We start from the raw sequence: 26753 nt of genomic DNA, 5'->3' as shown, positions 1-26753 counted from the left end.
GGTGTGACTGAGGGAGACCTTCCCAGGAGAGCCAGGGGTCTCGTGTTAGAATGGCTGGACATTCACCGTAATGAACTCTTGGCAAACTGGCAGGCTGCGGAGGACCATCTACCAATGCAACGGATCCCTCCTCTGGAATAGGTACCATGTTCAACGTCGTCGAAGCACGCTACGTAGACCAGTTCGTGATCTGGCTGCTGTTCGAGGACGGAGCAGCCGGCGAAGTCGACCTGTCAGACCGGCTGTTCGGCCCGGTATTCGAACCGCTCAGGGAGCCCGAGTACTTCCAGCAGTTTGAAGTCCACCATGAGTTAAAGACCTTAGTCTGGCCGAATGGGGCAGACTTTGCTCCAGAGTTCCTGTATGAGAGGGTCAAGGTAACGGCTTGATTCGGCGCCGCTAGATCTGGAATAGCCTTCAGACTGCCAGCCCCTGCGTGACTGACCAGGGAGAAGCGCCGTCTACTCCGGCACCGCGTACCGGCCCCCTGCCCACTCCCACGTACTCGAAGCCAGACCTGCCCATCTCTGAGGGATCGAGCGCGTTCCTGCCGTCGAACACCAGGCGCGGCGGAATCATGCATCGGGACACGACGCGCCAGTCTGACTGGACGATCGAGTCCCACTCCGTCAGCAGCACCAGCGCCTGCGTCCGATTCGCCGCCTCCTCCACGCTATTGACGAGCTGCACCGACGCGGGCAGGCTCGGACGCGCCGACTCCATCGCCTCCGGGTCGTACGCCTGCACTTCGGCTCCCTCGTCTACGAGCGCGTGTATGAGGTCGAGCGACGGGGCATCCCGTACATCGTCGGTGCCAGGCTTGAACGCCAGACCGAGTATGCCAACTCGCAGGCCCTCCATCGCACCGCCGAAGCGCTGTCGCAGCGCATGCAGAGGCAGCAGACGCTGCCTGTTGTTCGTGTTGATGACCGACCTCAGAAGGTCGACGCTCGCGCCGCTGGTAAGAGCGAGATGGTCCAGCGCGCGAACGTCCTTCGGGAAGCACGAGCCGCCATAGCCTACCCCGGCGTGTATCCTGGCGCCCGTCCTCGAGTCCATCGCCATTCCATCACTGACGTCGTCAATCGAGGCCCCTACCGTGTCACACAGCGAGGCAATCTCATTGATGAACGAGATCCTCGTGGCAAGGAACGCGTTGCTGGCGTACTTGATCATCTCTGCGCTGGTGATGTCCGTAATCATGCACGGCGCGTCGATACCTGAGTACATGCGCTGGACCGTTTCGACCGAACGCACATCGTCCGGTTCGACCCCGATGACGATACGGTCCGGCCTCTCCCAGTCATCGACAGCACGACCCTCACGCAGGAACTCAGGGTTGGACGCGTACCTGATGGACGCGGCCCTGAGTTCAGTCTCCAGCAGCTTCCGGCCAGTCCCTGGAGGGACAGTGCTCTTCATCACTACAGTCAGATCTCCGGGGTCCATTGACCTTATCCAACTCACAGCAGCCCGTACCTGGTGCAGGTCGGCCCCGCCTCCATGCGTCGGAGGCGTGCCGGTTGCGATGAGCGCCACGTCGCCCAGGGGCTCCGCAACGTCGTCGCGGTGAACAAATCGAAGCGATCGCGCGGCAAGCCCGGCGACTATGCGCTCTTCCAGCCCCGGCTCGTACAGGGGCACCTCGCCGCTGTTCAACAGGTCAGTGCGACTCCTGTCGATGTCGATTCCAAGCACATCGTGCCCGGCCCCGGCAAGCGCCGCGGCCGCAACCGTGCCAACGTATCCAAGCCCTACAACGGTTATCTTCAAAGCCGCCGCCCTCCTGGGGAATAGAAAATAGCGAATGATATAGAATAACTGAGCCGATCTATCCGCACTTCACAATTCTACATCCTATATTCGCGGTTCGTAATGTTTGTCGTTGGCACAGCAGGACACGTCGATCACGGCAAGTCGACTCTCGTAGAGGCCCTGACGGGTATCGACCCTGATCGCCTCGCCGAGGAGAAGGAACGGGGCCTGACGATAGACCTAGGCTTCGCGTGGCTCCAGCTGCCGTCCGGCAACGAGGTCAGCATTGTCGATGTCCCCGGACACGAGCGTTTTGTGAACAACATGCTCGCAGGCGTGGGCGGAATCGACATCGCTCTGCTGGTAGTGGCTGCCGACGAGTCTGTCATGCCGCAGACGCGCGAACACCTCGCCATCCTCGACCTGCTCCGGATACCACGCGGGCTGGTTGCCCTCACCAAGAATGACCTCGTCGACGACGAGTGGATCGAACTCGTCACGGCAGACGTTGAGAGCACACTGGAAGGGACAGCCCTCGAAGGTGCCCAGATCATGCCTGTATCAGCCCACACCGGCGAGGGCCTTCCCGAACTGATCGCCGAGATCTCGGCGATGGTCGAGGACATTCCAGCCAAGCGCGATCTCGCGCGGCCCAGGCTGCCGATTGACCGCGCCTTCACCCTGACGGGATTCGGGACCGTGGTGACCGGCACCCTGATCGACGGCCACCTGGAAACGGGCCAGGACGTCGAGCTGACCGTGGCCGGAGAGCGGACCCGCGTACGGGGACTCCAGACACATCGGAACAAGGTAGACCGCGCCGAGCCCGGCACCCGCGTGGCTGCGAACCTCATCGGTGTGGCACAGGACGACGTGTATCGCGGAGAGGTGCTAACCAACCCAGGATGGCTCAGGCCCACTACGGCGTTCGATGTTCACCTGCGTGTTCTGGAAGACGCGCCAAATCAGCTGCGCCACAACATGTACGTGACCGTGCACACAGGCTCCAGCGAGTCTGTCGCACGCCTGAGACTGTTCGAAGACGACCGCGCCCAGCCGGGCGACACGACCTGGGCGCAGTTGAAGGTGGACTCCCCCATAGCAATCGCCAAGGGCGACTACTTCGTCATACGGTCCAACATGACCACGCTCGGCGGCGGCAACATCGTCGACACGCACGCACCGCGTCCCAGGCGTCGTCACGTCCCCACCATCGAACGACTCGAGATCATGGAACGAGGCTCCGACCGGGATGTGCTGCATAAGACCATCGAAGGCATCGAGCCCGCCGAGTTCCGGGCCGTGGTCAACCGCGCCAACCTCAACGAAGAGACTGCACGTTCAGAACTGCAGGATATGATTGCAGAAGAGCAGGTGGTCGTCCTTGGAAGCGGTGGCATCACTCAGGCCACCAGGTTCTACACTGCCGGCGGGTGGCGAGCGCTGGAGGACCAGACACGCGCAGCTCTCGGAGACTACCACCGCCAGTTCCCGCTGCGCCTCGCCGCACCCAAGGAAGAGCTGAGGTCGAGGCTCCGACTCACCCCCCAGGTCTTCAACGACGTCCTCAGGTTGCTGAACGAGGCCGGTGTCACCGTCGAGCAGGGATCCACAGTCAGGCTGCCTGAACACTCCCCCAATTTGGGAGATTCCCAGAAGGAGACCGTCGACGAATACCTGCGCCAACTCGGGTCGGACCCGTTCTCGCCCCCCACTGACTTCCCCATAGATCCCGAAGTCGTGAATCTGCTGGACGCCGAGGGTCAGGTTGTGAAGGTCAGTGAGTCAGTGGTCTTTTCGGCATCTGCATACCAGCAGATGGTGGATAGGATAACCGCCCACTTATCTGAGAATAGTGAGATTACAGTGGCCGACGTCAGAGACCTGTTGGGCACGAGCCGCAAGTACGCGCTCGCGCTGATGGACCACCTCGACCATGTACGGGTCACTCGTCGTGTCGGCGACGTTCGCGTGCTAAGGTAGGCCCCTAGATGGCATCTGAAAGAGTCGCAACTTCCGAATATCGGCTCCTCCTGGTCGTGGAGTCCCGTGCGCTCCCTGTGTCTTACGTCTCCAGGACGCTCAGGGTCATCCAGGCCGCCGTGCGAGAGGTAGCCAAGGGTGTCGAAGAAGGAGGCGCGATGTTCGAAGGCCAGCCCCAGCCGTCTCTGCTACTGGACATCACGATCCCGAACGAGACTGAAATCGAGTTTAGCCTCTATTTCGCCGACCCGGCAGACGACACGCCCATGCCAGAGCTCTCGACAAGGGCGTTCGAGCCGTTCATGGAGGAGTTTGGCGAGCTGCTCAAGCAGATGCCGCAGCGCGGCCTGTGGGGACGAATGGCACGCCAAACGGGATCTCACCGCCTGCTGACCGAAGCCTCTCGAAGGCTCGATGAACTACGCGTAGAGCTTCGCCACTTCCGAAAAGCCGTCCTCAAACACCGCTCCAGGTCCATTACCTTCGACGGCGACCAGATGGAGATCGAGTAACGGTCATTCGTCTTGAACGAGAATTGGGCTCACCAATAGACCGTCGACACGTATCAGACGCTCGTTTAGGGAATCCACACCGAGCCCAAATATCTGAAGTGTGACCGCACCCAGAAGCACATTCGAGTCCTCATTCGCGAACACGATGGGACTATGGAACGACGAGCCGAGTATCCGTAGCGACGCCTCGCCAACATCCCTTTCGATCCGCTGCCCATCTGCGAGGATGAAGTTCATTTGAGCAACCGGGACCACTCCCAAGCGATTGAGAACTGACGCAGGTATCATCGTGTAAGTCGCACCTGTATCAACAAGCGCCTCAACCGTCTCGAACTGACTCCCAAGTGAGTCACCAACCTCAATCTCAACTGTGAACGTGCCCATATCGCCTCCGACTAACGTAGAGGTAGCACCTCAAGTACCGGGCCGTTGACCAGGTTCATGGGCTGCCGGCCGTCGAGCACGGCGGCGACCTCGACGCCGTACCGCCTGGGCCGCAGCTCCATCGAAAGCTCCGAGTAGTGGGCCGCGTGTGGAGTGAGAACAGTATTGCTCATGCTCAGCAGCGGGTTGTCGGCATCAGGCGGCTCCTGCTCGAGCACATCAAGGCCTGCGCCAAGAATCCAGCCTTCCTGCAGGGCCGTGGTCAACGCGGCCTCGTCAACTACGGGCCCTCGGGACGTGTTGATGAGAATGGCCGTCGGCTTCATCTTCCGCAGCGCCTCTTCATCAATGAGGTGGAAAGTGCCCTCGTCCAGTGGTGTATGTACCGAGATGTAGTCTGATCTCGCCAGCAACTCGTCGAACGACACTGACTCCGCACCCACCGCCTCGAACCCTTCGTCCGAGAGAAACGGGTCGTACGCGATCAACTCGACCTCGAATGCCTTGATCCGCCTCGCGAACGCACTTCCAATCCGGCCGAGGCCGACCACTCCTACTGTCTCTGTGTGCAGCGGACCCACCGGCGCCGAGATTCTCGGCGTCCACCGGTCCTCCCGAACACTCGCCTCCTGCTCAAGCAGCTTCCGGTTTGCAGCCAGGAGAAGCATCATCGCCTGGTTGGCAACCTCGCGCGTCCACAGGTCAGGCACGTTGATAACCGCGATACCGCAGTCTGTCGCTGCAGGAACGTCTATGCAGTCGAACCCAACGCCCGTCCTGAGGACCGCCTTGCAGTTATCCAGCGACGACAGCACCCGCCGGGTGATCGGCGACTCCGTCACGATGAGAGCGTCCGCATCCTTCGTCTGCTCGATGATCTCGTCTTCACTCTCCAGTCGCCCCAGCGGAATCAGCGTGGCGCCGACCTTATCCAGTTCCTCGACGGTGTCGTCGTGAGCGCCGGCTCCGAGTGAATAGACTGTGAATTTTGCTTCTGATGTCATTGGTGTATTGCTCCCCGGAATCTTGTTCGCGAAATTGTAGCATCAGGCACGATGTCAGGTCTGCCAACTGCCCAGCCGGCTCATGCCCCGGACATCCGCGCCCCGTAGTGCTCGAGACGTTCCGGGATGTCGTCTCTGGACTCAAGCCCGCGCTCAAGCCTGGGCAACTCCGCGGGCGGCATAGCCACGAGGAACAGGTGGCCCGGCATCTCCGTGTAGAGTCGCATTCCGATGCAGCCCAGAGACAGCGTCGTATTCTGGTTTTCATGCGCTATGGGAAGCACCCCACAGGCGGGCCGGGTGAACACCGCACCCTGTGGGTTGTTGCGCCACATGATCTTCCCGACTATCTCCTGGACTACTCCCATCTGGGGAAGGGTTGCCCACATCAGGGCAAGGTCGGGCTCCACCGGCATCTTCCACAGGGGGCCGTACACGACGCCCCTGCCAGTCGGCTGAAATCTGGCCGTTTGCTCGATTTCTTCGGTGGTGCCAGCTTCCACCTCGCATAGCTCCGTCAGGAGTCCGGCGAGTTCATCTTCCCGCCCCTCTGCAGAACTGAACCCGGAGACCACTCCGCCTATACCGCAGCCATCGTGCTGCTCGGCCGTGGCGTAGAACACCCGAAGCTCTGCGAGCCTCCACAGCGAGCAGAACGAAGGAGGGTCCCTGTACAGCGGGGCGACATCCACTGGCTTCTCGTCCACGAACGCCATCCCCACCGGCGGCACCTCCATCCCCAGCCGGTCAGCCAAGAGCTGCACTACGTTAAGTGTGTCCATTACAGCCACGTTTCTCCAGTATCTTTATCAGTATCCCCAGAAATAGCACGGGGATTCCGAGATTGCAAATTGCGTCAACAGGCCCCTTCAATTCTCCAGGTTGCCTTGATATGATGCGGTCACAAGTCTCGGAGGTGGATGCCCAGTGAAGATGGAGACCATTACCGTGTCGCCGGGTGAGCAGCGTGTCCTGCTCATGTTCGATCCTGAAGGCAGGACAACAGACGACCAACAGGTACAGTCGTACCTGGATAGCAATGGCCTCGAGCCCAGACGCATATACCGTGAGACTAGAGACGAGTCCGCGTATGAGGTGCACTACTTCGGTTACTGTTACATCGAATCGCATCTGGACAGCCTTACAAGTTTGGCAAGTGGAGACTAGGTCAACCTAGCCAATCCCGCTCGTCAATCAACCTGAACTGCGGATTGAGGTTTCCGCAGCCGGGTTAGATTTGACACATTACACGGGACTGTGTTAGGGTGTACCGCGTCGCCATATGCGCTTCTTATTATTCGTCAATTCCCCGCAATTACGAAACCTTACTACCCGTCCGTCCAAACCTCCCCCTTTCCTTCGACGGTCTATTCCGTCGTAACGTCATTTCAGGCCATTTTCAGTTAGCTGTCGCTTTGTATTTGCATTTCAGGAGTGTGAGAGCGTATGACCTCGACCGCATTGCAGGTTAGAAACGATCAGAACGGCGCCGCTTCCAAGAGGTCCTACTCGAGGATACCGGCCATAATTAACGTTCCCAACCTCATCCAGGTCCAGTTAGATTCCTTTGAGCACTTCAAGAGCGAAGGGCTCCGGGAGCTATTCAACGAGATCTCTCCAATAGAGGACTTGCCCAGCAGCCGGTTTGAGCTGACACTGGGAGACCACTACTTCGAAGAGCCAAAGTTCTCGGAGGAGGAGTGCCGAGAGCGAGAGTCCACCTACGCGGCGGCCTTGTACGTTACCGTCAAACTGACCATCAAGGCATCCGGGCCAGGTCAGGGGGAGATCAAGGAGCAGACGCTCTTCATCGGTGACATCCCGATGATGACCTCCACAGGCACGTTCATCATTAACGGCGCCGAAAGGGTTGTTGTCAGCCAGCTCGTGCGCTCGCCGGGCGTCTACTTCACAACCGACTCCGATCCCAACACCGGCAGACCGCTGGCCGCAGCCAAGCTCATCCCCTACAGGGGAGCTTGGATGGAGTTCGAGACCTCCAACCGCGATGTCCTCTCCGTAAAGGTGGACCGCAAGCGCAAGACTCCGGTCAGCACGCTTCTGCGCTGCCTTAGCTACTACTACGATAAGCCTGAGGACGCCGACAAGCGCGGCCTTTTCGAGTCCAATGAGGGCCTGCTCTCGCTGTTCGAGGACGTCGACACCGATGAAGAACACAGCTTCATGCGGACGACGATAGATAAGGACACCGGAGTCACCACGCCGGAAGAGGCGCTGATGGAGTTCTACCGTAGGCTCCGTCCAGGTGAGCCTCCCAATGTCGATAACGCCAAGAACCTGCTCGACAGCCTGTTCTTCAACGCCCGCCGATACGACCTCGGCAGGGTGGGACGCTACAAGCTCAACTCCAAGCTTCACCCGGACAACGAGGAAGACTTCCAGGAGCTAACGCTCTCGCCGGATGACATCGTCGACCTGCTGAGGCGGATGGTCCAGATCAACAACCGCGTTCTCGATCCTGACGACATCGACCACCTCGGCAACCGTCGCGTACGCGCCGTTGGCGAGCTCATCCAGAACCAGGTCCGCGTTGGACTGCTCAGGATGGAGCGCGTCATTAAGGAGCGCATGACGACGCAGATGGACCCGGCTACGACTACTCCGGCTGCGCTCATCAACATCAGGCCTGTGGTCGCCTCGGTGCGCGAGTTCTTCGGCGGCTCTCAGCTCTCCCAGTTCATGGACCAGACCAACCCGCTCGCCGAGCTTACCCACAAGCGCAGGCTTTCGGCCCTTGGTCCAGGGGGACTTTCCAGGGAGCGTGCAGGATTCGACGTCCGCGACGTCCACCACTCTCACTATGGCCGAATCTGCCCAATCGAGACGCCTGAAGGCCCGAACATCGGTCTGCTCGGCTCGCTCGCGACGTATGCCCGAACCAATGAGTACGGCTTCATTGAGACCCCTTACAGAAAGGTCTATAAGGAGATCCTCAGTACGGACCCGCGCCTGGATGGCCGCACGCTAACGGAGGACGTCTCTGATGACGACGGCACTACGATCCTCAAGGCGGGAGGCAGCCCCACGAGGAGCAACGGCAGGCTTACGAAGATCAGGGCGCTCTCGGAGCGCATGATCCAGGTAGCTCCGTTCGTCTCGGACGACCCGGAAGACATCGTATATCTGACCGCAGACAAAGAAGAGACAATCCACATTGCACAGACCAGCGCCGCGCTCGACGAGCATGGCCAGTTCACCCAAGATCGAGTTGAGATTCGGATGGGCGAACAGGTCGGACTGGAGCCGCCGGAAAGCGTCGAGTACATGGACGTTGCTCCAATACAGCTCGTCAGTGTATCGACCGCGCTGATCCCGTTCCTGGAGCACGACGACGCCAACCGCGCCCTGATGGGCTCGAACATGCAGAGGCAGGCAGTGCCGCTTCTCAGACCCGAGCCGCCGCTGGTCGGCACCGGCATGGAGGAGCGCGTCGCCAAGGACAGCGGACAGGTTGTCCTCTCTGACGTCGACGGCGTCGTCACCAATGTCAGCGGCGACCGAATCATCGTCACGGGAAGTGACAACGAAGTCAGGGTCTTCCCGCTCAGGAAGTTCATGCGCTCCAACCAGGGGACCTGTGTCAACCAGCGTCCCATCGTTGACATGGGCGATGTCGTAAAGGTTGGCGACGTTCTTGCCGACAGCTCCTCAACAGGTCGCGGCGAGCTCGCCCTGGGCCAGAACGTGCTTGTGGCGTTCATGAGCTGGGAAGGCTACAACTTCGAGGACGCCATTATCATCAGTCGCAAGCTGATCGAGGACGACAAGTTCACCTCGATCCACATCGAAAAGCACGAGGTCGAGAGCAGAGACACCAAGCTCGGACCAGAAGAGATCACGCGGGACATCCCTAACGTCGGGGACGAGAGCCTGCGCAACCTCGACGAAGAGGGGATCATCCGCGTAGGCGCCGAGATTGGCCCCGGAGACATCCTCGTAGGCAAGATCACGCCGAAGGGCGAGACCGAACTCAGCGCAGAAGAGAAGCTGCTGCGAGCGATCTTCGGTGAAAAGGCCCGCGACGTTAAGGACACTTCGCTCCGCGTACCTCACGGACAGCGCGGCAAGATCATCGAAGTCCGCGTCCTGAGCCGCGACAACAAGGACGAGCTCCCTCCGGGAGTCAACAAGCTGGTCAGGCTCTGGGTAGCCCAGACTCGCAAGATTACTGAAGGCGACAAGATGGCCGGCAGGCACGGCAACAAGGGTGTCGTCGCCCGCATCCTGCCCGAGGAGGACATGCCGTTCCTCCCGGACGGGACTCCGGTCGACATCATACTGACACCGCTCGGCGTGCCATCCCGCATGAACCTCGGCCAGGTCCTGGAGACACACCTCGGCCGGGCCGCCAGCCTGCTCGGATTCAGGGCCGTAACCCCTGTATTCGACGGTGCCCCCGATACCGCCATCGAGGACTCCCTCGGTCAGGCGTGGATCGTGGAGCAGTCCGGTGCGCTGGACCCCAGGATCCTTGGTCAGGACATCGAACTCAATATCGACCACGACCGCGTTCGCGAGTGGCTGGATGAAAGGGGATACGCATACGACGACCTCTTCGGGAAGGACGCCGAACTGGGCGCTGCCCGGCGAGCCAGCATCGGAATCTGGCTGAAAGAAGTACGGGGCATGGACGTCTCCGACCTTTCGGAACAGGAGATGCTGGACGAGGTCGCACGGCTCAACCGCGACGAACAGGTCGCAGCTCCGATCATCGGGAAGACGACTCTTCACGATGGAAGGACAGGCGAGGCGTTCGACCAGCCGATCACGGTCGGCCAGATCTACATGATGAAGCTGATCCACCTGGTTGAAGACAAGATTCACGCCCGCTCGACCGGCCCCTACTCCCTCATCACCCAGCAGCCGCTGGGAGGCAAGGCGCAGTTCGGAGGCCAGCGATTCGGCGAGATGGAAGTCTGGGCGCTCGAAGCGTACTCGGCCGCGTACAACCTCCAGGAGATGCTCACCGTCAAGTCAGATGACGTTGTCGGCAGGGTCAAGACCTACGAGGCGATCGTCAAGGGCGAAGATGTAATTCAGCCCGGCATACCGGAGTCCTTCCATGTGCTCATGAAGGAACTTCAGAGCCTCGGACTGTCCGTAGAGCTTCTCTACGAAGAGCCTGAGACTCTCGGTCTCGGTGACTTCGACGAGGGCTTTGAAGATGACCTCGTGGACTCGCTTCAACCCTTCGGACTGGTTGGAGGGCTGGACGCCGGCGATTCCGATCCGGTTCCCGTAACTGTGAACATAGGCGACAACGTGATCGATGCCGAAGACGTTGCCGCAGAGTCCGCTGAACCTGCCGCGGAGGAGGCTGAAGCCCCCGCAGACGACGACTGACGTCCACTCGATAAATTTCGCACCGGAAGAGTCCTGACTCGAACTAGGCTGAAATCCAAAAGCCCGCAACACTGAAGTAGTGGAGAGCGAATATGGCCCTTGGCGGCAACGATTTCAACGCAATCCGAATATCTCTGGCCACCCCGGAGCAGATCAAGATCTGGTCGTATGGTGAGGTCACCAAGCCGGAGACGATCAACTACCGTACGCTGAGGCCCGAAAAAGACGGCCTCTTCTGCGAGCGCATCTTCGGCCCTACCAAGGACTGGGAGTGCTACTGCGGCAAGTACAAGAAGATCCGCTACAAGGGTGTGATCTGCGACCGCTGCGGCGTCGAGGTTGCACGCGCAAAGGTGAGGCGCGAGCGTATGGGGCACATCGCCCTCGCAGCTCCCGTCGCCCACATCTGGTTCTCCAAGGGCACACCGAGCCGCCTGGGACTCCTGCTGGACCTGTCCCCGAGAAACCTGGACAGGGTCCTGTACTTCGCACAGTACCTGGTCACCAGTGTGGACGACGAGTACCGCACTATGCGGGTCGACCAGATTCAGGAACAGCTCGACCAGGGTATTGAGAAGATCGACGAAGAGGGCGAGCGAAGGCTCGCCGAGCTTCAGGAGCAGCTCGAAGCTCTCGGAGAGCGCCCGGAGCCTGTGGAAGAAGTGGACGAAGACGAAGATCCGGCGGACACTCCCTGGCTGACGCTCGAAGCTGAAATCCACAAGCTCACATTACAGATCGACGAGGACAAGGCGGAATTCGAGGGCGAACTCAGCGACCAGATTGACGAGATCGAGAGCATCCAGCCCGGCGACCTGCTCACCGAGAGCCGGTACCGGGACCTTCGCGACCGCTACCCCGGCATCTTCCAGGCCGGCATGGGGGCGGAGTCGGTGCTCGAGAGGCTCAACAGCCTCGATCTCGATGAACTGCGCGACGAACTCCAGGCCGAGATGCAGTCGACCTCCGGCCAGAGAAGGAAGAAGGCCATCAAGAGGATGAGGGTGGTCGAGGCGTTCCGCAAGAGCGGCAACAGGCCTGAGTCCATGATCCTCACGACCCTGCCTGTGCTCCCGCCCGAGCTCAGGCCCATGGTGCAGCTCGATGGGGGCAGGTTTGCCACCAGCGACCTGAACGACCTCTACCGAAGGGTCATCAACCGAAACAACCGACTCAAGAGACTGATTGAGCTTGCCGCCCCGGAGATTATCGTCCGCAACGAGAAGCGGATGCTCCAGGAGGCCGTGGACGCCCTGGTGGACAACGGACGCCGTGGCAGGGCCGTGGCCGGCAGCCACAACCACCGGCTCAAGTCGCTGTCCGACCTCCTCAGGGGCAAGCAGGGCAGGTTCAGGCAGAACCTGCTCGGCAAGCGCGTGGACTACTCAGGCCGCTCCGTCATCATTGCCGGTCCGGACCTCAAGCTCCACCAGTGTGGCCTGCCGAGGAGAATGGCTCTCGAGCTATTCAAGCCGTTCGTCATGAACCGCCTGGTCATGAAGGGCTACGCGCACAACATCAAGAGCGCGAAGCGCATGGCCGAGCGCATACGGCCCGAAGTCTGGGACATCCTCGAAGAGGTCGTCACCGACAGGCCGGTGCTGCTCAACCGCGCTCCGACGCTTCACAGGCTCGGCATCCAGGCGTTCGAGCCCGTACTCATCGACGGCAGCGCCATCCAGCTTCACCCGCTCGTATGTACAGCCTTCAACGCTGACTTCGACGGCGACCAGATGGCCGTGCACGTACCTCTCTCAAGAGAAGCGGTCATGGAAGCTCGCAAGATGATGCTGAGCACCTTCAACATGCTCTCTCCGAGCTCCGGCGAGCCGATCGTCGCACCGACACTGGACATAGTGCTCGGCACCTACTACATGACGATCATCGACGAGCGCGCCAGGGGAGCGGGACGGACGTTCAGCAGCCGCGACGATGCCCGCCTTGCGCATGAGCTCGGCTCCATCGAACTTCGCGCCCCCATCAAGGTCATGATGGACGGCGAGATTGTCGACACAACAGTCGGGCGGATCATCTTCAACGACACACTTCCTGAGGGTGTCGACTTCCGCAACGACGAGATAGAGAAGGGCAAGCTCAAGGAGATAGTCGGCGAGGTCTACGCCACGCTCGGCAACGAGGGAACTGCAGAGGTCCTCGACCAGATCAAGAACCTGGGCTTCAAGTACGCCACCAAGGCCGGGATCACCATCGCTATTAGCGACGTTGCCGTGCCCGAACAGAAGAACAATATCGTCAGGAACGCTGAAGTTACCGTACAGATGCTCGAAGAGCAGTACTTGGATGGCCTCATCACTGACGAGGAGCGATACCAGAACGCCGTCTCAATCTGGACCAAGGCCAATGACGACCTCACAGAGGTCATCCAGCAAAACCTCCGCAACTACGGCGGGATCTACCTGATGGCCAACTCCGGTGCAAAGGGCAACATCGCCCAGATCAAGCAGATGGCCGGTATGCGAGGACTGATGTCCAATCCGCGCGGACGCATCATCGATCGCCCGATCAAGGCGAACTTCCGCGAGGGCCTCAGCGTTCTCGAGTACTTCATCTCGACGCACGGCGCTCGCAAGGGTCTCGCCGACACGGCGCTGAGGACCGCCGACTCCGGCTACCTCACCCGCCGCCTGATCGACGTCTCACAGGAGATAATCATCCTCCACGACGACTGCGAGACTCCGAACGGAGTCTGGATCAGCGCGGTTTCACAGGAAGAAGGTACGGCGCCGTTCGCCGAACAGGTCAGGACCCGGTATCTCTCAATGCCGGTCGCGGACATGAATACCGGTGAGATCATCCTGGACCGGAACGACGCGATTGATGACGACGCCGTCAGGAAGCTCGAGGAGTCCGGAGTAGAGGCCGTGTTCCTTCGGTCTCCCATGACATGTGAGTCTCCTCGCGGCATCTGCCAGAGGTGCTATGGCCTCTCGCTCGCTACGATGAGGCCGTCCATGATAGGCGAGGCCGTCGGAATCATCGCGGCCCAGAGCATTGGCGAGCCGGGAACGCAGCTTACGATGCGTACGTTCCACACTGGTGGAGTCGCCGGACAGGACATCACCAGCGGTCTGCCCAGGGTCGAGGAGCTGTTCGAAGCCCGCACACCTAAGGGTGAGGCAGTACTGTCCGAAATCGACGGTGTTGCCGAGGTGACGGAGCTCAGCGAAGGGCGCAGCATCCGCGTGACCAGCACCGAGGAGTACGCCGATGAGTACGTCCTGCCAGAGGGCTTCGCCCCTGCGGTAGAGGATGGCTCCCTGGTGGGTCTCGGTGAGGTGCTCGCGGAACCGGACGGCTCAACCGAGGTGGACGAAGACGACCTGGCGCTCATGTCCAGCGACGTCATGGCCCGTGTATCGGGTCTGGTGTCAGTCGAAGACAACGTGCTCACGATCACATGGACGGACCAGGACCAGAGGGAGTACGTCATCCCCGCTGCGGCGCGCATTGCCGTCAGGTCGGGCGACAACGTTACGGCAGGCCAGGCCCTGACTTCGGGGCCCAAGAACCCGCAGCAGATCCTGCGGATACAGGGCCGGGACGCCGTCCAGCGCTACCTCATCGACGAAGTACAGAAGGTGTACCGCTCACAGGGCGTGCCGATTCACAACAAGCACGTCGAGCTCATCATCTCCCAGATGCTTCGCAAGGTTCAGATCGACGATCCTGGAGACACAGAATTGCTACCGGGCGAGTATGTCGATCGGCAGCAGTACGAAGAGGTCAATGCGGAGATCCTCGCCGAAGGCGGAGAACCCGCGACCGCAACTCCAGTCCTGCTCGGCATCACGAGGGCATCGCTCAACATGGACAGCTTCCTCGCTTCGGCCTCCTTCCAGGAGACCACAAGGGTGCTGACCGAGTCGGCCGTCAACGGCCAGGTGGACCACCTGCGCGGCCTCAAGGAGAACGTCATCATCGGACGTCTGATTCCTGCCAGGCTCAACCTGACCGACGACGGCGTGAGCGGACTCAGCATCGAAGAGGCCAACGCTCCGACCAGGGGCATGGGCATCATGACTACAGGCGCCAGCGGGCAGGAGCCTGTACTGATGACGCACGAGCCAGGCTTCGAGCCTGACTTCGGCGACGAGCGCATTGAGCCCGAACCGATCGTGATGGACGAGCTTGCCGTCGAAGTGCCATCGGACGATGACGATTAGCCAAAGACAGCAGGGCTGACCAGGGCCCAATCGATCGAATAGCCAGGGGGCGGACTCTCAAATCGAGTCCGCCCCCTACTCGTTTCTTGAGGCCCGCAGTTTCTTGACCGTGTTTAGTACGCTTGCTAGACTTGAGACCTGCCAAAGCACCCCCGGGCGGTTAGCTCAGAGGCCTAGAGCGCTGCGTTGACATCGCAGAGGTCACTGGTTCAAATCCAGTACCGCCCACCACCCCCTGCAGACCCTCTCCTGCCCTGTTGCGTTGTTTCCATCCCTTGCGCTCGGCACCCCTAGTCCGCAGCCGTGCGCCGCCCTGACGCCACTTCTTGAGTAACTGTCGACTGATAGAAACAGATCAGGTGTAATTCGACGATTTCGTGCCGTCTGTCCCATTGGAAACCCAACCGCTTACTCATATAGTCTGTAAATGCCTTGATAACTTTACTGGGAAGCATTGCGTTGTACCTTACGAACAGTCCAAACGTCGGCGAATTCAACGGATGTGAAGGGCTCCCGGAGATATGCGCGCACGAGGTGAGCCCGGAACGATGTATAGCTGTTGAAGTTCCAGCTTCGGGGCATTCCGAAGCATCCCAGAACATGCAGAGGGATTTGCTATGACAAGAATCGTACTACTGCTGATTGCGTTGATCTCACTGGTCTCGGTGGCCGCTGTGGCATGCGGTGAAGACGATGAGAGCGACACGTTGCCCGACATAGCAGCCCTGTCGCAGACCGTGGTTCCCGCCACCGATACGTCGCAATCTGCCGCGGCATCCCAGCAGCAAACAGAGGCAACGCCCACCCCTGCGGCAACAGGAAGCCAGCAGCCGTCTCCGGCGCAGGCGCCAGTTGCCACCAAGGTCGAGGAACCGCAGGAAATGGAAGAGCGCACGGGAGGCGTGCTGCGCAGACTGTGGTCCGACCCCCCAACACTCGACCCCCACCTGTCTGGAGACACCACTTCGGCCGGAGTAGTGGTCGAGATCTTCAGCGGTCTGGTGGCGCTGAACACCGACCTCCAACTCGTGCCTGACGTCGCCGACAGGTGGGAGATCAGCCAGGACGGCAAGACCTACACCTTCTACATCAGGGACAACGCCAGGTTCCACGATGGCAAGCCGATCACCGCGAGCGACTTCAAGTGGTCCCTAGAGCGTGCAGCAAGTCCTGACACTGCCTCCCCTGTTGCGGATACCTATCTGAGCGACATCGTAGGTGTCGACGACGTACTCGAAGGCAGGACTACCGACATCGCCGGAGTACGCGTCATTGACGACCGCACGCTTCAGATCGAAATAGACGCCCCCAAGGCATACTTCCTCGCAAAGATGACCTACCCCACCGCCTACGTCCTCGACAGGGAAAACGTAGAGGCGGGCGGGAACAGCTGGACCGATTCTCCCAACGGCTCCGGTCCGTTCAGGCTGGCCGAGTACACTGTGGGTGAGGTGATCGTGCTGGAGCGAAACGAGAACTTCTACCTCGAACCTCCGCACCTCGACTCCGTCATCATGAACCTGGCTGGCGGCCAGTCCATGGCGATGTATGAGAACGATGAGATCGACATAACCGGAGTAGGACTGTTCGAACTCGATCGGGTGCTGGACCCTACTGAACCGCTGAACAAGGAACTCGTGATAGCCCCACCGAGCTTCACCACGTTCTACATCGGCTTCAACGTCTCAGAGCCGCCCTTTGACGACCCGAAGTTCAGACAGGCACTTACCCATGCCGTCGACAAGGACCTCATCGCCAACGAGGTACTCTCCACACTGGTCACGCCCGCGTACGGTGTGCTGCCCCCGGGATTCCCCGGTTACAACGCAGACCTTGAGGGGCTGCAGTTCGACCCCGATCTCGCAAGGCAGCTCCTGAGCGAATCTGATTATGCTGACGCAGAGACGAGGCCAAGAATCGTCGTTACTGTGCCCGGCACCGGCGGATCTATCGGCCTGGATATGGAAGTCGTAATCGAAATGTGGAGACAGGAGCTCGAAGTAGAGGTCGAGATCCAGCAGGTGGAGTGGGCCACGTACCTCCAGGACCTCAATGCGAACAAGTTCCAGGCATTCGGTGGAAGTGGCTGGCAGGCCGACTATCCCGATCCTCAGGACTTCCTGGACATCCTGTTCCACACCGACAGCAAGCAGAACCACACCTCGTACTCGAATCCTGAGTTGGACTCGATTCTGGAGCAGGCTCGCACCGAACCGGACGTCGAACGGCGGGTTGAGCTATATCACCAGGCCGAGGACCTCATCGTGCAGGACGCCCCACTGCTGCCCCTGTGGTACACGGGCGAGCAGTACGTGCTGATAAAGGGCCACATCGAAGACTACCGCCTCACTCCGATGACCATTCCAAAGCTCCGGCACGTCAAGTTCTCAGGCTGACGCAATAGCCCACTCGGGCAATAGAGTTTAAATGCGCCAGCGGCCCCCAAGGTCGCTGGCACGTTGTGTTTGAGGGACTCATGCAGCTTCTGATACCGGCGAGTCGACCACATGGGCAAGCGTGATACAATCCGCCCAAAGCTGGCCTCCGTTCACGGACGGCCATCCCGGAAGCGACGTTCCCACCGAGGTCGAAGGAGAGCACAATGGCGAAGAAGAAGGGCACTGGTCTGCTCATGGTCTGGTGCGAGGTGCCGGACGAAGTTGAGGACGAGTTCAACCGCTGGTACAACGACGAGCACATTGAGGAGCGACTGTCGATTCCGGGTATTCTCAGTGCGGCTCGCTACGAGGCCGTAGTGAGCGGGCCGAAGCACCTTGCCGTCTACGAGCTTGAGAACTCAGCCGTGATGGAGTCCGATGAGTACATCAGGGTGAGGTCCAACCCGACAGAGTGGTCCAAGCGGATGTCGCCCGAGTTTACGGCCACCACCTACGTCCGCAACGTGTACGAGATGATTCGCCCGTCGGGGCTGACCGACGAAATCGCCTCCAGCCCCATGGCTCCGGCGCTTCAGATTGGCAGGATGGGCATCCCCGCAGATACCGAAGATGAGTGGAACAACTGGTACGACACCGTCTACGTCCCGAACTACGAGACCGTGCCGGGTGTGAGACGAGGACGCCGCTACACGGCCGTCACTGGCACACCGGCGTACATGACGATGTACGAGTTCGACCACACAGAGGTCTCCAAGGGCCAGGAATGGCTCACTCAGCAGACCGCCCACCCCGACAACGCTCGGATGAGGAAGGCGATGATTCACCTCCCGGAATCGCCCGGAGTGTGGCGCAAGACATTCGAGCTTGGAGAGTAGCTTCCCAAGACGGCCCGTGAGCCTCTTCTCATATCTCCACAACGTAACGCAAGGATGGATGACATATGACTGACATGATCCGAGTCGGAAACGTCGAGATAGTCGCGGTGCTGGACATGGTGCCGCCGCCACGCGACCCCACCGTCTTCATCACGGACCAGCCACGTGAGGCATGGGCTCCCTACGAAGACGAGGTGTTGGAAAACGGGTTGTTGCAGCTCTACTACGGCAGCTTCTTCGTCAGGTCGGGAGGCCAGACCATACTCGTCGACACCGGCATGGGCCCAGGCCCGCACGCGCACCTGGAGAACCGCACTGGCAACCTGCTTGGCGCGCTCAGTGATGCCGGGGCCGCGGCTGAAGAGATCGACATCGTCATTCACACCCACCTGCATCCCGACCACGTCGGGTGGAACGTAGACAGCTCAGGCGACGCAGCCAGGCCGTACTTCCCCAATGCCCGCTACCTTGGCCCTCGTAAGGACTGGGAGCACTTCATGCAGCCCGAAGTGCTGCCGACTGCTGGCCACATAACCCAGAACGTCATCCCTCTGGACGAGCTCGGACTGATCAAGTTCATAGACGATGGCCACAACGTGACCGACGAGATAACCACACTGGAGACTCCGGGCCACACTCCCGGCCACCAGGTGATTCTCATAAGCTCAAACGGGGAGAGGGCCGCCATCATCGGCGATCTGATCCACAACCCGGTACAGATCTACGAGCCCGACTGGTGCGCCTTCGTGGACACCAACCCGGACGATACACGCCGCTCCAGGAAGGCCTTCATGGACCGCGCCGAACAGGAAGACATGGTCGTGGCCGCCGGTCACTTCCACCCGGACCGCCACATCGGCCGCTTCGTCAGGCTCGAAGGCAAGCGCTACTGGCGCGGGATATAATCCTCTCGCCACCACGTCCGTTCGTCCTGAGCTTGTCGAAGGACGGCAGCCACCAACCACCAGCAACAGTTCAACAGGAGGTTCTGATCAATGCATCTTCTTGAAGTGCTCAATCCCATCGGCCAGCAGCGAGGGCTGATGAACTCGCTCAAGATCAGTCCCAGACCGGACTCGCTCGACAACAAGATCGTCGGGCTAATCTGGAGCGGCACCCACGGCGGCGACCTCGCCCTGAACCGTGCCGGAGAGATGATCCAGGAGCGGTTCGACAACGTTACCGTCAACTTCTACACCGGCGGCAACTACCCGACGCCGCCACCGATAGTCCAGCAGGCAGCAAGGGAGTGCGACGTCGTCATCGGCGCCACAGCTGATTGAGGGACGTGCGCGTCGTGGATGGTCCACGACATGATTGAGATCGAGAAGACGGGCAAGCCTGCCATCCCGATCGTATCCGGACGCTTCGAGGAGGACGCCATCGCAAGCTCTCGCGCATTTGCGATGCCGAACCTGCAGTTCGTCATAGTCCCCCGCATCTACCGGAACCTAGCCCCGGACCTGTGTATCAGCCAGACTGAGGCCGTGATAGACGAGATTGTCGAGGTGCTCACAGTCAACCAGGGTCATGCGCGCAGGGAGCGCGACACCACCACGGCCATCGAGCGATTCGAGGGCGAGGACAGGTGGGACGCCATTCTCAAGATGAACGAGCAGTGGCTCATGCGCGACTGGGGTGACTCCCTCGTCCTGCATCCGCCGACTCCTGAAGCCGTAGCCGAACTAGTTGACGGCACCGGTCTCGACAGGGACGATCTGGTCTGCGACATGCCGCCCGGCTTCGGACTGGCCACAGTCGAGAAGATCGCCATCAACGCGGCGATGGCAGGGGCAAAGCCTGAGCAGATGCCCGTCATAATTGCGGCGGTCAAGGCACTCTCCGAGGTCGGCTCACACGGAGGAAAGTCGCTGCTGATGTCCACCAGCCCACACGCGCCCATGCTCGTGGTCAACGGCCCGATCGCCAAGGAGTTGGGCATCAACCCGCGCTCAGGACTCGGGCCCGGCCGCGACAACGAGGTGAACATCACCATCGGCCGCGCCTTCTCACTGTGCCTGCGAAACCTGGGCTACTGGTACCCAGGCCAGATGGACATCTCGCAAGTTCGTCCACTGCATCGCAGAGAACGAGGAGATGAGCCCGTGGCAGCCGCTCCACGTCGACCAGGGATACAGTGCTGAAGACAGCACAGTAAGCGTGTTCATCACCGACGGCGAGCTGGACATCCAGGACCAGGGCAACACGTCTGCCGAGGCTCTATTGAAGAACCTTGCCTACGGCAGCACGTTCGGCACGATGGGACTCGGCTCGGCGAATGGGTCTGAGCGACTGATATTCATGCCCCCAGACGTTGCGCGACCCGTGGGCGGAGAGGGTTTCTCCAAGCTAGAGGCCAAGCAGTTCATCCACTACCACGCTGGGCAAGCTGATCCAGTACATGCCCATCGACGACGCCCGTGTCGGCAAGCAGTGGAGCTGGCTGGAGGGCCTGACCGAGCAGGAGCGACTCGACATCACCGTGCCGCTGCTCGAGAGCGTCGACCGCTGGCACATCGTGGTCGTCGGCGCAGACCGCGCCAAGACCCTCGTCATGCCAACAGGCGAAGGCATCACCACCGTAGGAATCGACCAGTACAGGTAATGCTCTAGAAAATGTAGGGGCGACCCTTGTGGTCGCCCTTACTCCTGTACTGACTAGGCAAATATCGCACAACCGTCACTCCGGCGTAGGCCGGAGCCCAGAGGCGTAGATACAGGCCGACTCTGGCAGCAGTGCTCGCGCTGAGACTCCCCTCTCTAGCCACCCACCGCAGCGTCCACCTTATTCAGCGCCTCTGCCATCAGTCGCGCGTGCTCGACCGTCATGTTCATATTGAAGTCGAACCGGATGCTCCGCCCCAGGACATCCAGCGTCTGAGGGCACATGTCCTTCGAGTACTCGACGTTGCCCTTGTAGNNGGGTACCCCGTGGGATGGTGTGACCGCTTCTCAAGAATCGAGTCCCAGTAAGTATAGATGTGCCTGTCCGGGAAACCGTCGTTATAGACAGTGGCGGCATTCACACCTTCGGCGTTCAGTGCGTGCGAGTAGCCGACCGCCAGCTCCTTGTCATGCACGATGACCGACGCTGAAACTCCCGTGTCGCCAGCGGGGTCGTCCACGTGCTGAAGACGATATCCCCTCGCCTCCTCCAGCCCTTCCAGGAATGCTCGCTTGAGAGACCGCTGATGCTCCAGGATGTCATCCATCTTGGATAGCTGCACCCGAGCTACCGCTGCCAGCACCTCGCTTGGGCGATACGTATGTCTCGGGAACGGCTCGTTTTGCCACTCTACGTCTTCTTCGTTGGCCGTCCACATGGGCAGACCCGGATCCGAAGCAAAACACGCCCGCTCGTAGATGTCGCGGTCATTCGTGAACACGAGCCCACCCTCGCCCGAGGAGATCGTCTTGTAGTAGTTCAGGCTCCACGCGCCGACATCGCCGTATGTGCCCACGCTGCGGCCCATGTAGGCTCCGCCGACACACTGGCAGCAGTCCTCTACGACCTTGAGCCCATGCTTGCGGGCAACCGCCATGATGTCGTCTATGCGAGCAGGAACGCCTCGCATATGAACAGGCACAACTGCCCTGGTATAGGGAGTGATCTTTTGCTCGATGTCCTGCGGATCGAGTCCCAGCGACTCGTCAACCTCCGCGATAACGGGCACGGCGCCGGCTGCCATCACTGCCGCGGCAGTGGCGATGTAGGTGTATCCGGGAACGATGACCTCGTCGCCCGGCCCGACACCCACGCCCATCAGCGCACTTGTGAGCGCGCTGGTGCCGGAGTTCACCATCAGCGCATACTCGACGCCCAGGTACTCCGCTACCTCTTCCTCGAACTTCGCCGCCTCACTCTGCTCCTTTGGATAGCGGAACAGCTCCTGGCTTCTGAGAACGTCACTGACCGCCGCTATCTCCTCGTCGCCGATGACGCTTGGCCCGGAAACACCATCAGGCAGGGGTTCCGAGACAACAGGTGTCCCACCATCTATAGCGAGCCGGCTATCTACCATGATCGAACCTCCTGACACTACTCGGACTGGCCTGACTATAGCACAGGGGCAGGCACTGCTCGCGCAACTCTTCCTGGAGATTTTCCGCCTTTGAAAACCCATAATCCCATAGCCTGCCCGTCAGACTCGTGATTACGATTGACGATGGGGACGGTGCAGGCCTTCTCAATTTGACGCTACAAGCAAAATCACACAGCATAGGGAGAACAATGACACTCAGCACTTACTTGTCCTTCAAAGGCAACTGCCGCGAGGCATTCGAGTACTATCGCTCCGTATTCGGCGGGGAGTTCATGGTCATGGAGACGTTCCGCAACGGGCCGTCCGACTTTCCAATGCCAGAGGCCGAACTCGACAACATCATGCACGTATCGTTCCCAATCGGATCGAGCGTCCTAATGGGCAGCGACATGCCCTCGACTTTCGGAGCTAACCACAAGCAGGGCAACAACTTCTCGATCAGCATCAGCACGACTTCGCGTGAAGAGTCCGACGACCTGTTCGGCAAGCTGTCAGACGGCGGCTCCGTATCCATGGCGATGCAGAAGATGTTCTGGGGCTCCTACTTCGGCGCCTGCACCGATAAGTTCGGCATCAACTGGCAGGTCAACTGCGAGCTCGCGCAGGAGTAGTCTGCCCGTCAGGAATCCCCTCTCCCTCAGGGAGAGGGCTAGGGTGAGGGTGAGACCTCAATCTGCCAACCACCCAGATTCCTGCCTCAAACGAAACTTGAGCGCCGTTTAAATCTGGTGCTATCATGACAGAGTGGCCTGTACTTCGGGCAGTAGCTCAGTGGTAGAGCGGTCGGCTGTTAACCGATTGGTCGTAGGTTCGAGTCCTACCTGCGGAGCCAACTCCCCTGGCAGGCAGTACTTCGGTCATCTTGGTTGACCCATTTCCGATAGGGACCGGCACCGTATACTGGATCCCGACCTGCTCCTTAGTAAAGTCGATCCTCCTTATGAAGGTGCTGAGGAAGGTCTTGCATTGAAGAAATGATGCGCTCTGTAGGATAGTCTTCAAGATAGTGGTTCATCGCCGAACAGCGACAATCATTTTGACCCCTGTTGCCTCACCGGAAGATGTTACCGAGCTTTTGGCGGCTTCTAATTGACGCCCACAGGTCCAATGTCAACCGGTCGTTCCTCATTTGTCTCACTGTTTTCGGCTGCTGCGCCCCTGTCTAACCCTGCGCTGCAGCGTCCGAAGCTGCCCTCTGCTGTAACGCTCAGGATAGCGAAGGATCAGCTCCTGGTGGCCACTGTGGCCCACCAAGATGATCTTTCGGCCCTGCCTAGTGTACTTCAGAGCCTCATTGTGAACCTTGGTGACGAGTGGGCATGTCTCGTCGATCACACTCAGTTTCTTGTCGCGAGCGGCATCAAAGTCTTCAGGGGGGGATCCATGAGCAGAGAAGACAACGTTGGCGCCTTCCGGTATATCCCGTACATCTTCAACGGTCACTGCGCCCATCTGTTCCAGAGACTTGACCACATATGGGTTGTGTACGATTTGGTGCTTGACGTACACAGGGGCACCGTGGCGGGCCAGCGCAATCTTGACGATTTCAATCGCTCTGTCGACGCCTGCATAGAAGCCGCGGGGCATTGCGAGGAATACTCTCACGTTTAGCACTCCCTTGGAGGAACTGCACTTGAAGTCTATCATAGGTTCGAATCACCGCGGAGGATCGTGAGTTCCCCGGAACGGTGTAAGCATCATTCCAGCATTCTACTTACTGAGGAGACTCGGTGCCTGCGGTAGCAGACTCCCTCAGTCAGACGAGAACGCGTGCCTGTTCAAGGTCAACTACCTCTTGGGTGCGATTGGATGTAATTTCCTGTGGATCAGTCAGCCGCATCAAATGTTCTGAACTTCTTGTTGACCTGGTAAAGGCTGTCCTGGCCCCTGAAGATCGCGATCGAGAAGACGTGGTCATCGGCCACGCACTCGGACGTCAGCCTAGCCTTCGCTTCGTGGACGTACTCGTGGGACGTGTTCATTCCCGGCGATCACCTAACTGGTCTGTAGAGACGCCCAGGGCCTCGATGATAAGCTCCAGCTTGTACTCGAGATCGTTCAGTCTGTCCTGAATCCTGTTCACCCCGTCGTCCAGGTTCGCAAGTCTGTCCTACACATAGCCCATGCGCTCAGTTAGGCGGGTCACGCTTACGATCGTGGTGGCGATTGGCACCTCGAGCCTGTGTATGTCGTCCTTTGTGGCCGGCAGGGTCTTCTCCTCGGGCGGCTCTATGACTTCCGGAGCGACCGGTGGTTCAATGCAGTAGCAGCAGTTGTCGGTGTCACCGAATTTCAGGTCGTGTATGTATCGTCGTGCGCCCTCTTGGGAGTTGAAACGTGTCCACCGGCCGTTGTAGGTCTGATCAACCCTGCCGTTGAATGGCTTGATAAAGCTGCATCCGGTCTGGTGTATCCGCGCCCGCCTTCTGAGGAAGTTCTCGTGCACGAACCATTCGGTCATTCCTGACACCTACGACTGCTCCCCTCATTCTTAGGTGATCGAACCTTAAGATACTCGTAGGCGTCCCGCCGTGACCAAAAACGTCCCGCACGTTCCGGTGGGAACTCTGGCGCGGGAGCAATCGCCTCTGTGAACCCGCGCGCTCCGACTCGACTAGTCAAGAGTGACGATCCACCCTCGGTCATCAGTACCCCTTAACTGGGCACCTGAGCCGACCTGTCCCTTGACAGTCAAGGCAGTTCTCATCCGGACCTTGGAAGAAAATGAGGCGCTGCGGCCTATACGTGCCTGTCCCTTTGCAGAACTGGCACGCTATTGTCCCGACGCCACGACAGCCCGGGCATCCTGGATAGTGTCTCGGTCCCTTCAAAGCATCTCCTGAAGGCGTGAACCTGTCTGGACCTGACCCGATCCCCCGGCTGGCCCGGCCCCGCTGAAGGTGCGGTCGAGCTTCTTCCTTCCTTGAAGATACTAACTGGCAGGGGTTCGCAATTATGAAGAAAACTCCATAATGGCGACCTCTAAGTCCATAGCGTCGCACCAGCCACACGCCTACCATCGAAAGTAGCAACGCCATCACAGGCTTCGGGCAGCAGATTCGCCAGAGTGCTACCAGTCGCTCAAACAGCCGGTTTCGGAATTCTAACCTGTCGACAGACACGGCCTGCTCATCCTCGCTACGAGCAGGTTATGAGCAGCTTGCAGGCTATGATAGGCTCACGTAACAAGAGGCTCAATTGGGGAATGGTCAGATGCCGCCGATCTCTAAGTACATCAACGTCAACGGAATTCGACTCAGGTATCTTGATTGGGGAACCCGTGGTCTGCCGCCATTGATCTGTCTGCACGACCGCACTGGGCAGGCTCATGCCTGGGACGAGTTCGCCTCAGCGATGCGGTGCTATTTTCATACCTATGCGGTCGACGTGCGGGGGCACGGTGAGTCCGGATACGCGATGGACGGGTACGGTCAGGACAAGTTCGTCGAAGACCTGGCGACGTTTGTAGACGCTCTTGAGTTGGAGCGCTGCACACTTGCGGGTCAGTCGATGGGTGGTTGGCATTCGATGTTGTATACAGCCGCCTATCCGGGCCGTGTGGAGAGACTGGTGATAGTTGACGTCGGGCCAGAACCGTCCAATGAGTCATTTGCCCCTCCATGGATCCGGCCTGAGACCCCAATGCACTTCGTCACACTGCAGGACGCGGTGGACTGGATGCGGGACCGTGACCCTTGGGCCTCGAGCAACAGATTGGCCAAGGAAGCTCACGACAGGATGAAGCAGAGTACGGGGGGCTGGTGGACCTGGAAGGCCGATCCCGAACTGTTTTTGGATCACCAATGGGATGTGTCCGATCCTGTGCAGATCAGCAGGGGTTGGAATGCCCTGAAGAGTATCAGTTGTCCAATTCTGGAGGTTCGCGGTGCAGAGAGCACGGTGGTGTCCGACGATATCCTGCACCGAATGAAGGATGCGGCAGCCGACCTGAAGTCCGTCGACGTCATGAATGCGGGTCACCTGGTCACCGTGGACCAGCCGAAGGAGTTCATCGCAGTGACCCGCGAGTTCCTGGGTGCGACGGGCTGAAGATGCTTCACATCAGCCTGCCCTGGGTTCTGGATGATGCGGAGATGCGCAGGGCGAGATTTTCGCCCTCACCCCCGGATCAAGTCCGGGGCAGGCTCCAGCCCTCTACCTGAGGGGGCTCACAGGGGTAGGTATTCGCATATCGTCATTCCGGCGAAGGCCGGAACCCACGAAGTGGCTCGCCGCTCGGCAATCCAGAG

23 protein-coding genes and 2 tRNA genes are annotated in these 26753 nt (G+C 59.9%); 17 read left to right on the top strand and 8 right to left on the bottom strand.

The window, feature by feature from the left end; translation table 11 throughout:
* Positions 1 to 3 precede the first annotated feature (3 nt).
* Complete coding sequence (locus J4G14_09625; GenBank protein MCE2458058.1) at positions 4 to 141, top strand: DUF4160 domain-containing protein; 138 nt, start codon at positions 4 to 6, stop codon at positions 139 to 141.
* A gap of 5 nt (positions 142 to 146) precedes the next feature.
* Positions 147 to 389 (top strand): DUF2442 domain-containing protein, encoded by a 243-nt coding sequence (locus J4G14_09620; GenBank protein ID MCE2458057.1) that lies wholly within the window; start codon positions 147 to 149, stop codon positions 387 to 389.
* A 28-nt stretch (positions 390 to 417) separates the two neighbouring features.
* Here the strand turns inward: J4G14_09620 and J4G14_09615 are convergent, their stop codons facing one another.
* Positions 418 to 1773 carry a UDP-glucose/GDP-mannose dehydrogenase family protein gene (locus J4G14_09615; GenBank protein ID MCE2458056.1) on the bottom strand — a complete coding sequence of 452 codons (1356 nt, stop codon included), beginning with the start codon at positions 1771 to 1773 and terminating at the stop codon, positions 418 to 420.
* 102 nt (positions 1774 to 1875) lie between these two features.
* Between J4G14_09615 and selB the strand changes: the two genes are divergently transcribed.
* Entirely contained in the window at positions 1876 to 3738 is a 1863-nt protein-coding gene (gene selB, locus J4G14_09610) for a selenocysteine-specific translation elongation factor (GenBank protein MCE2458055.1), read from the top strand.
* A gap of 8 nt (positions 3739 to 3746) precedes the next feature.
* Positions 3747 to 4250, top strand: coding sequence for a hypothetical protein (locus tag J4G14_09605; GenBank protein MCE2458054.1), 504 nt, complete (start codon positions 3747 to 3749; stop codon positions 4248 to 4250).
* Positions 4251 to 4253: 3 nt separating this feature from the next.
* On the opposite strand, the gene J4G14_09600 is transcribed toward J4G14_09605, so the two are convergent.
* The 3 genes from J4G14_09600 to J4G14_09590 all read right to left on the bottom strand — a co-directional run bounded on the left by J4G14_09600 (position 4254) and on the right by J4G14_09590 (position 6420).
* Positions 4254 to 4634 carry a retroviral-like aspartic protease family protein gene (locus J4G14_09600; protein MCE2458053.1) on the bottom strand — a complete coding sequence of 127 codons (381 nt, stop codon included), beginning with the start codon at positions 4632 to 4634 and terminating at the stop codon, positions 4254 to 4256.
* Between the two features lie 11 nt (positions 4635 to 4645).
* On the bottom strand, positions 4646 to 5638 hold the full coding sequence (locus tag J4G14_09595) for a C-terminal binding protein (protein MCE2458052.1): 993 nt from the start codon (positions 5636 to 5638) through the stop codon (positions 4646 to 4648).
* 80 nt (positions 5639 to 5718) lie between these two features.
* The gene (locus J4G14_09590) at positions 5719 to 6420 is read right to left on the bottom strand and encodes a DUF169 domain-containing protein (GenBank protein MCE2458051.1); all 702 of its coding nucleotides are present in this window, start codon (positions 6418 to 6420) and stop codon (positions 5719 to 5721) included.
* A gap of 145 nt (positions 6421 to 6565) precedes the next feature.
* Here J4G14_09590 and J4G14_09585 point away from each other — a divergent pair, with 145 nt between their 5' ends.
* The 10 genes from J4G14_09585 (at position 6566) to J4G14_09540 (ending at position 21065) form a co-directional block, all read left to right on the top strand.
* Complete coding sequence (locus tag J4G14_09585) at positions 6566 to 6805, top strand: hypothetical protein (GenBank protein ID MCE2458050.1); 240 nt, start codon at positions 6566 to 6568, stop codon at positions 6803 to 6805.
* Between the two features lie 279 nt (positions 6806 to 7084).
* Positions 7085 to 11002 (top strand): DNA-directed RNA polymerase subunit beta, encoded by a 3918-nt coding sequence (locus tag J4G14_09580; GenBank protein ID MCE2458049.1) that lies wholly within the window; start codon positions 7085 to 7087, stop codon positions 11000 to 11002.
* Between the two features lie 92 nt (positions 11003 to 11094).
* Positions 11095 to 15186: a DNA-directed RNA polymerase subunit beta' gene (gene rpoC / locus J4G14_09575; protein MCE2458048.1), complete on the top strand. Its 4092-nt coding sequence runs from the start codon at positions 11095 to 11097 to the stop codon at positions 15184 to 15186.
* Between the two features lie 154 nt (positions 15187 to 15340).
* Positions 15341 to 15417, top strand: a tRNA-Val gene (locus J4G14_09570).
* Between the two features lie 386 nt (positions 15418 to 15803).
* The gene (locus J4G14_09565) at positions 15804 to 17582 is read left to right on the top strand and encodes a peptide ABC transporter substrate-binding protein (GenBank protein ID MCE2458047.1); all 1779 of its coding nucleotides are present in this window, start codon (positions 15804 to 15806) and stop codon (positions 17580 to 17582) included.
* A 206-nt stretch (positions 17583 to 17788) separates the two neighbouring features.
* Positions 17789 to 18460, top strand: coding sequence for a hypothetical protein (locus J4G14_09560; protein ID MCE2458046.1), 672 nt, complete (start codon positions 17789 to 17791; stop codon positions 18458 to 18460).
* A 65-nt stretch (positions 18461 to 18525) separates the two neighbouring features.
* Positions 18526 to 19365 carry an MBL fold metallo-hydrolase gene (locus J4G14_09555; GenBank protein MCE2458045.1) on the top strand — a complete coding sequence of 280 codons (840 nt, stop codon included), beginning with the start codon at positions 18526 to 18528 and terminating at the stop codon, positions 19363 to 19365.
* 90 nt (positions 19366 to 19455) lie between these two features.
* Entirely contained in the window at positions 19456 to 19743 is a 288-nt protein-coding gene (locus J4G14_09550; protein MCE2458044.1) for a hypothetical protein, read from the top strand.
* A gap of 30 nt (positions 19744 to 19773) precedes the next feature.
* Positions 19774 to 20604: a hypothetical protein gene (locus tag J4G14_09545; protein MCE2458043.1), complete on the top strand. Its 831-nt coding sequence runs from the start codon at positions 19774 to 19776 to the stop codon at positions 20602 to 20604.
* Positions 20605 to 20861: 257 nt separating this feature from the next.
* Positions 20862 to 21065, top strand: a complete 204-nt coding sequence (locus tag J4G14_09540; GenBank protein ID MCE2458042.1) for a hypothetical protein — start codon at positions 20862 to 20864, stop codon at positions 21063 to 21065.
* Between the two features lie 317 nt (positions 21066 to 21382).
* Here the strand turns inward: J4G14_09540 and J4G14_09535 are convergent.
* Positions 21383 to 22482 (bottom strand): aminotransferase class V-fold PLP-dependent enzyme (locus J4G14_09535; GenBank protein ID MCE2458041.1); only part of this gene is annotated, 1100 nt, incomplete at its 3' end.
* Between the two features lie 209 nt (positions 22483 to 22691).
* Here J4G14_09535 and J4G14_09530 point away from each other — a divergent pair.
* Together J4G14_09530 and J4G14_09525 are read left to right on the top strand one after the other, a co-directional pair.
* Positions 22692 to 23114 (top strand): VOC family protein, encoded by a 423-nt coding sequence (locus J4G14_09530; GenBank protein MCE2458040.1) that lies wholly within the window; start codon positions 22692 to 22694, stop codon positions 23112 to 23114.
* Positions 23115 to 23259: 145 nt separating this feature from the next.
* Positions 23260 to 23335 (top strand) — tRNA-Asn (locus tag J4G14_09525).
* A gap of 302 nt (positions 23336 to 23637) precedes the next feature.
* Here J4G14_09525 and J4G14_09520 read toward each other — a convergent pair.
* The 3 genes from J4G14_09520 to J4G14_09510 form a co-directional block, all read right to left on the bottom strand.
* Positions 23638 to 24150, bottom strand: a complete 513-nt coding sequence (locus J4G14_09520; GenBank protein ID MCE2458039.1) for a hypothetical protein — start codon at positions 24148 to 24150, stop codon at positions 23638 to 23640.
* A 179-nt stretch (positions 24151 to 24329) separates the two neighbouring features.
* A complete protein-coding gene (locus J4G14_09515) occupies positions 24330 to 24485 on the bottom strand; it encodes a hypothetical protein (GenBank protein ID MCE2458038.1) in 156 nt (51 codons plus the stop codon).
* A gap of 128 nt (positions 24486 to 24613) precedes the next feature.
* Positions 24614 to 24964, bottom strand: a complete 351-nt coding sequence (locus J4G14_09510) for a hypothetical protein (protein ID MCE2458037.1) — start codon at positions 24962 to 24964, stop codon at positions 24614 to 24616.
* Between the two features lie 752 nt (positions 24965 to 25716).
* Here J4G14_09510 and J4G14_09505 point away from each other — a divergent pair.
* On the top strand, positions 25717 to 26553 hold the full coding sequence (locus J4G14_09505) for an alpha/beta hydrolase (protein ID MCE2458036.1): 837 nt from the start codon (positions 25717 to 25719) through the stop codon (positions 26551 to 26553).
* Positions 26554 to 26753 lie beyond the last annotated feature (200 nt).

The sequence above is a fragment of the Dehalococcoidia bacterium genome, from assembly GCA_021295915.1.
Lineage (GTDB): Bacteria > Chloroflexota > Dehalococcoidia > Lucifugimonadales > UBA1123 > VXRN01.
The sequence above is the reverse complement of the archived record's forward strand: the minus strand, read 5'-3'. Positions and strand labels throughout refer to the sequence as shown.

Bases quoted from the DNA above. Each gene is read 5' to 3' on its own strand.
- J4G14_09520 (MCE2458039.1), bottom strand. From the start codon at position 24,150: ATGATAGACTTCAAGTGCAGTTCCTCCAAGGGAGTGCTAAACGTGAGA.
- J4G14_09595 (MCE2458052.1), bottom strand. From the start codon at position 5,638: ATGACATCAGAAGCAAAATTCACAGTCTATTCACTCGGAGCCGGCGCT.
- J4G14_09540 (MCE2458042.1), top strand. From the start codon at position 20,862: ATGCCCATCGACGACGCCCGTGTCGGCAAGCAGTGGAGCTGGCTGGAG.
- J4G14_09555 (MCE2458045.1), top strand. From the start codon at position 18,526: ATGACTGACATGATCCGAGTCGGAAACGTCGAGATAGTCGCGGTGCTG.
- J4G14_09550 (MCE2458044.1), top strand. From the start codon at position 19,456: ATGCATCTTCTTGAAGTGCTCAATCCCATCGGCCAGCAGCGAGGGCTG.
- J4G14_09545 (MCE2458043.1), top strand. From the start codon at position 19,774: ATGATTGAGATCGAGAAGACGGGCAAGCCTGCCATCCCGATCGTATCC.
- J4G14_09565 (MCE2458047.1), top strand. From the start codon at position 15,804: ATGACAAGAATCGTACTACTGCTGATTGCGTTGATCTCACTGGTCTCG.
- J4G14_09580 (MCE2458049.1), top strand. From the start codon at position 7,085: ATGACCTCGACCGCATTGCAGGTTAGAAACGATCAGAACGGCGCCGCT.
- J4G14_09560 (MCE2458046.1), top strand. From the start codon at position 17,789: ATGGCGAAGAAGAAGGGCACTGGTCTGCTCATGGTCTGGTGCGAGGTG.
- J4G14_09515 (MCE2458038.1), bottom strand. From the start codon at position 24,485: ATGAACACGTCCCACGAGTACGTCCACGAAGCGAAGGCTAGGCTGACG.
- J4G14_09530 (MCE2458040.1), top strand. From the start codon at position 22,692: ATGACACTCAGCACTTACTTGTCCTTCAAAGGCAACTGCCGCGAGGCA.
- selB (MCE2458055.1), top strand. From the start codon at position 1,876: ATGTTTGTCGTTGGCACAGCAGGACACGTCGATCACGGCAAGTCGACT.
- J4G14_09600 (MCE2458053.1), bottom strand. From the start codon at position 4,634: ATGGGCACGTTCACAGTTGAGATTGAGGTTGGTGACTCACTTGGGAGT.
- J4G14_09510 (MCE2458037.1), bottom strand. From the start codon at position 24,964: ATGACCGAATGGTTCGTGCACGAGAACTTCCTCAGAAGGCGGGCGCGG.
- J4G14_09505 (MCE2458036.1), top strand. From the start codon at position 25,717: ATGCCGCCGATCTCTAAGTACATCAACGTCAACGGAATTCGACTCAGG.
- rpoC (MCE2458048.1), top strand. From the start codon at position 11,095: ATGGCCCTTGGCGGCAACGATTTCAACGCAATCCGAATATCTCTGGCC.
- J4G14_09590 (MCE2458051.1), bottom strand. From the start codon at position 6,420: ATGGACACACTTAACGTAGTGCAGCTCTTGGCTGACCGGCTGGGGATG.
- J4G14_09605 (MCE2458054.1), top strand. From the start codon at position 3,747: ATGGCATCTGAAAGAGTCGCAACTTCCGAATATCGGCTCCTCCTGGTC.
- J4G14_09620 (MCE2458057.1), top strand. From the start codon at position 147: ATGTTCAACGTCGTCGAAGCACGCTACGTAGACCAGTTCGTGATCTGG.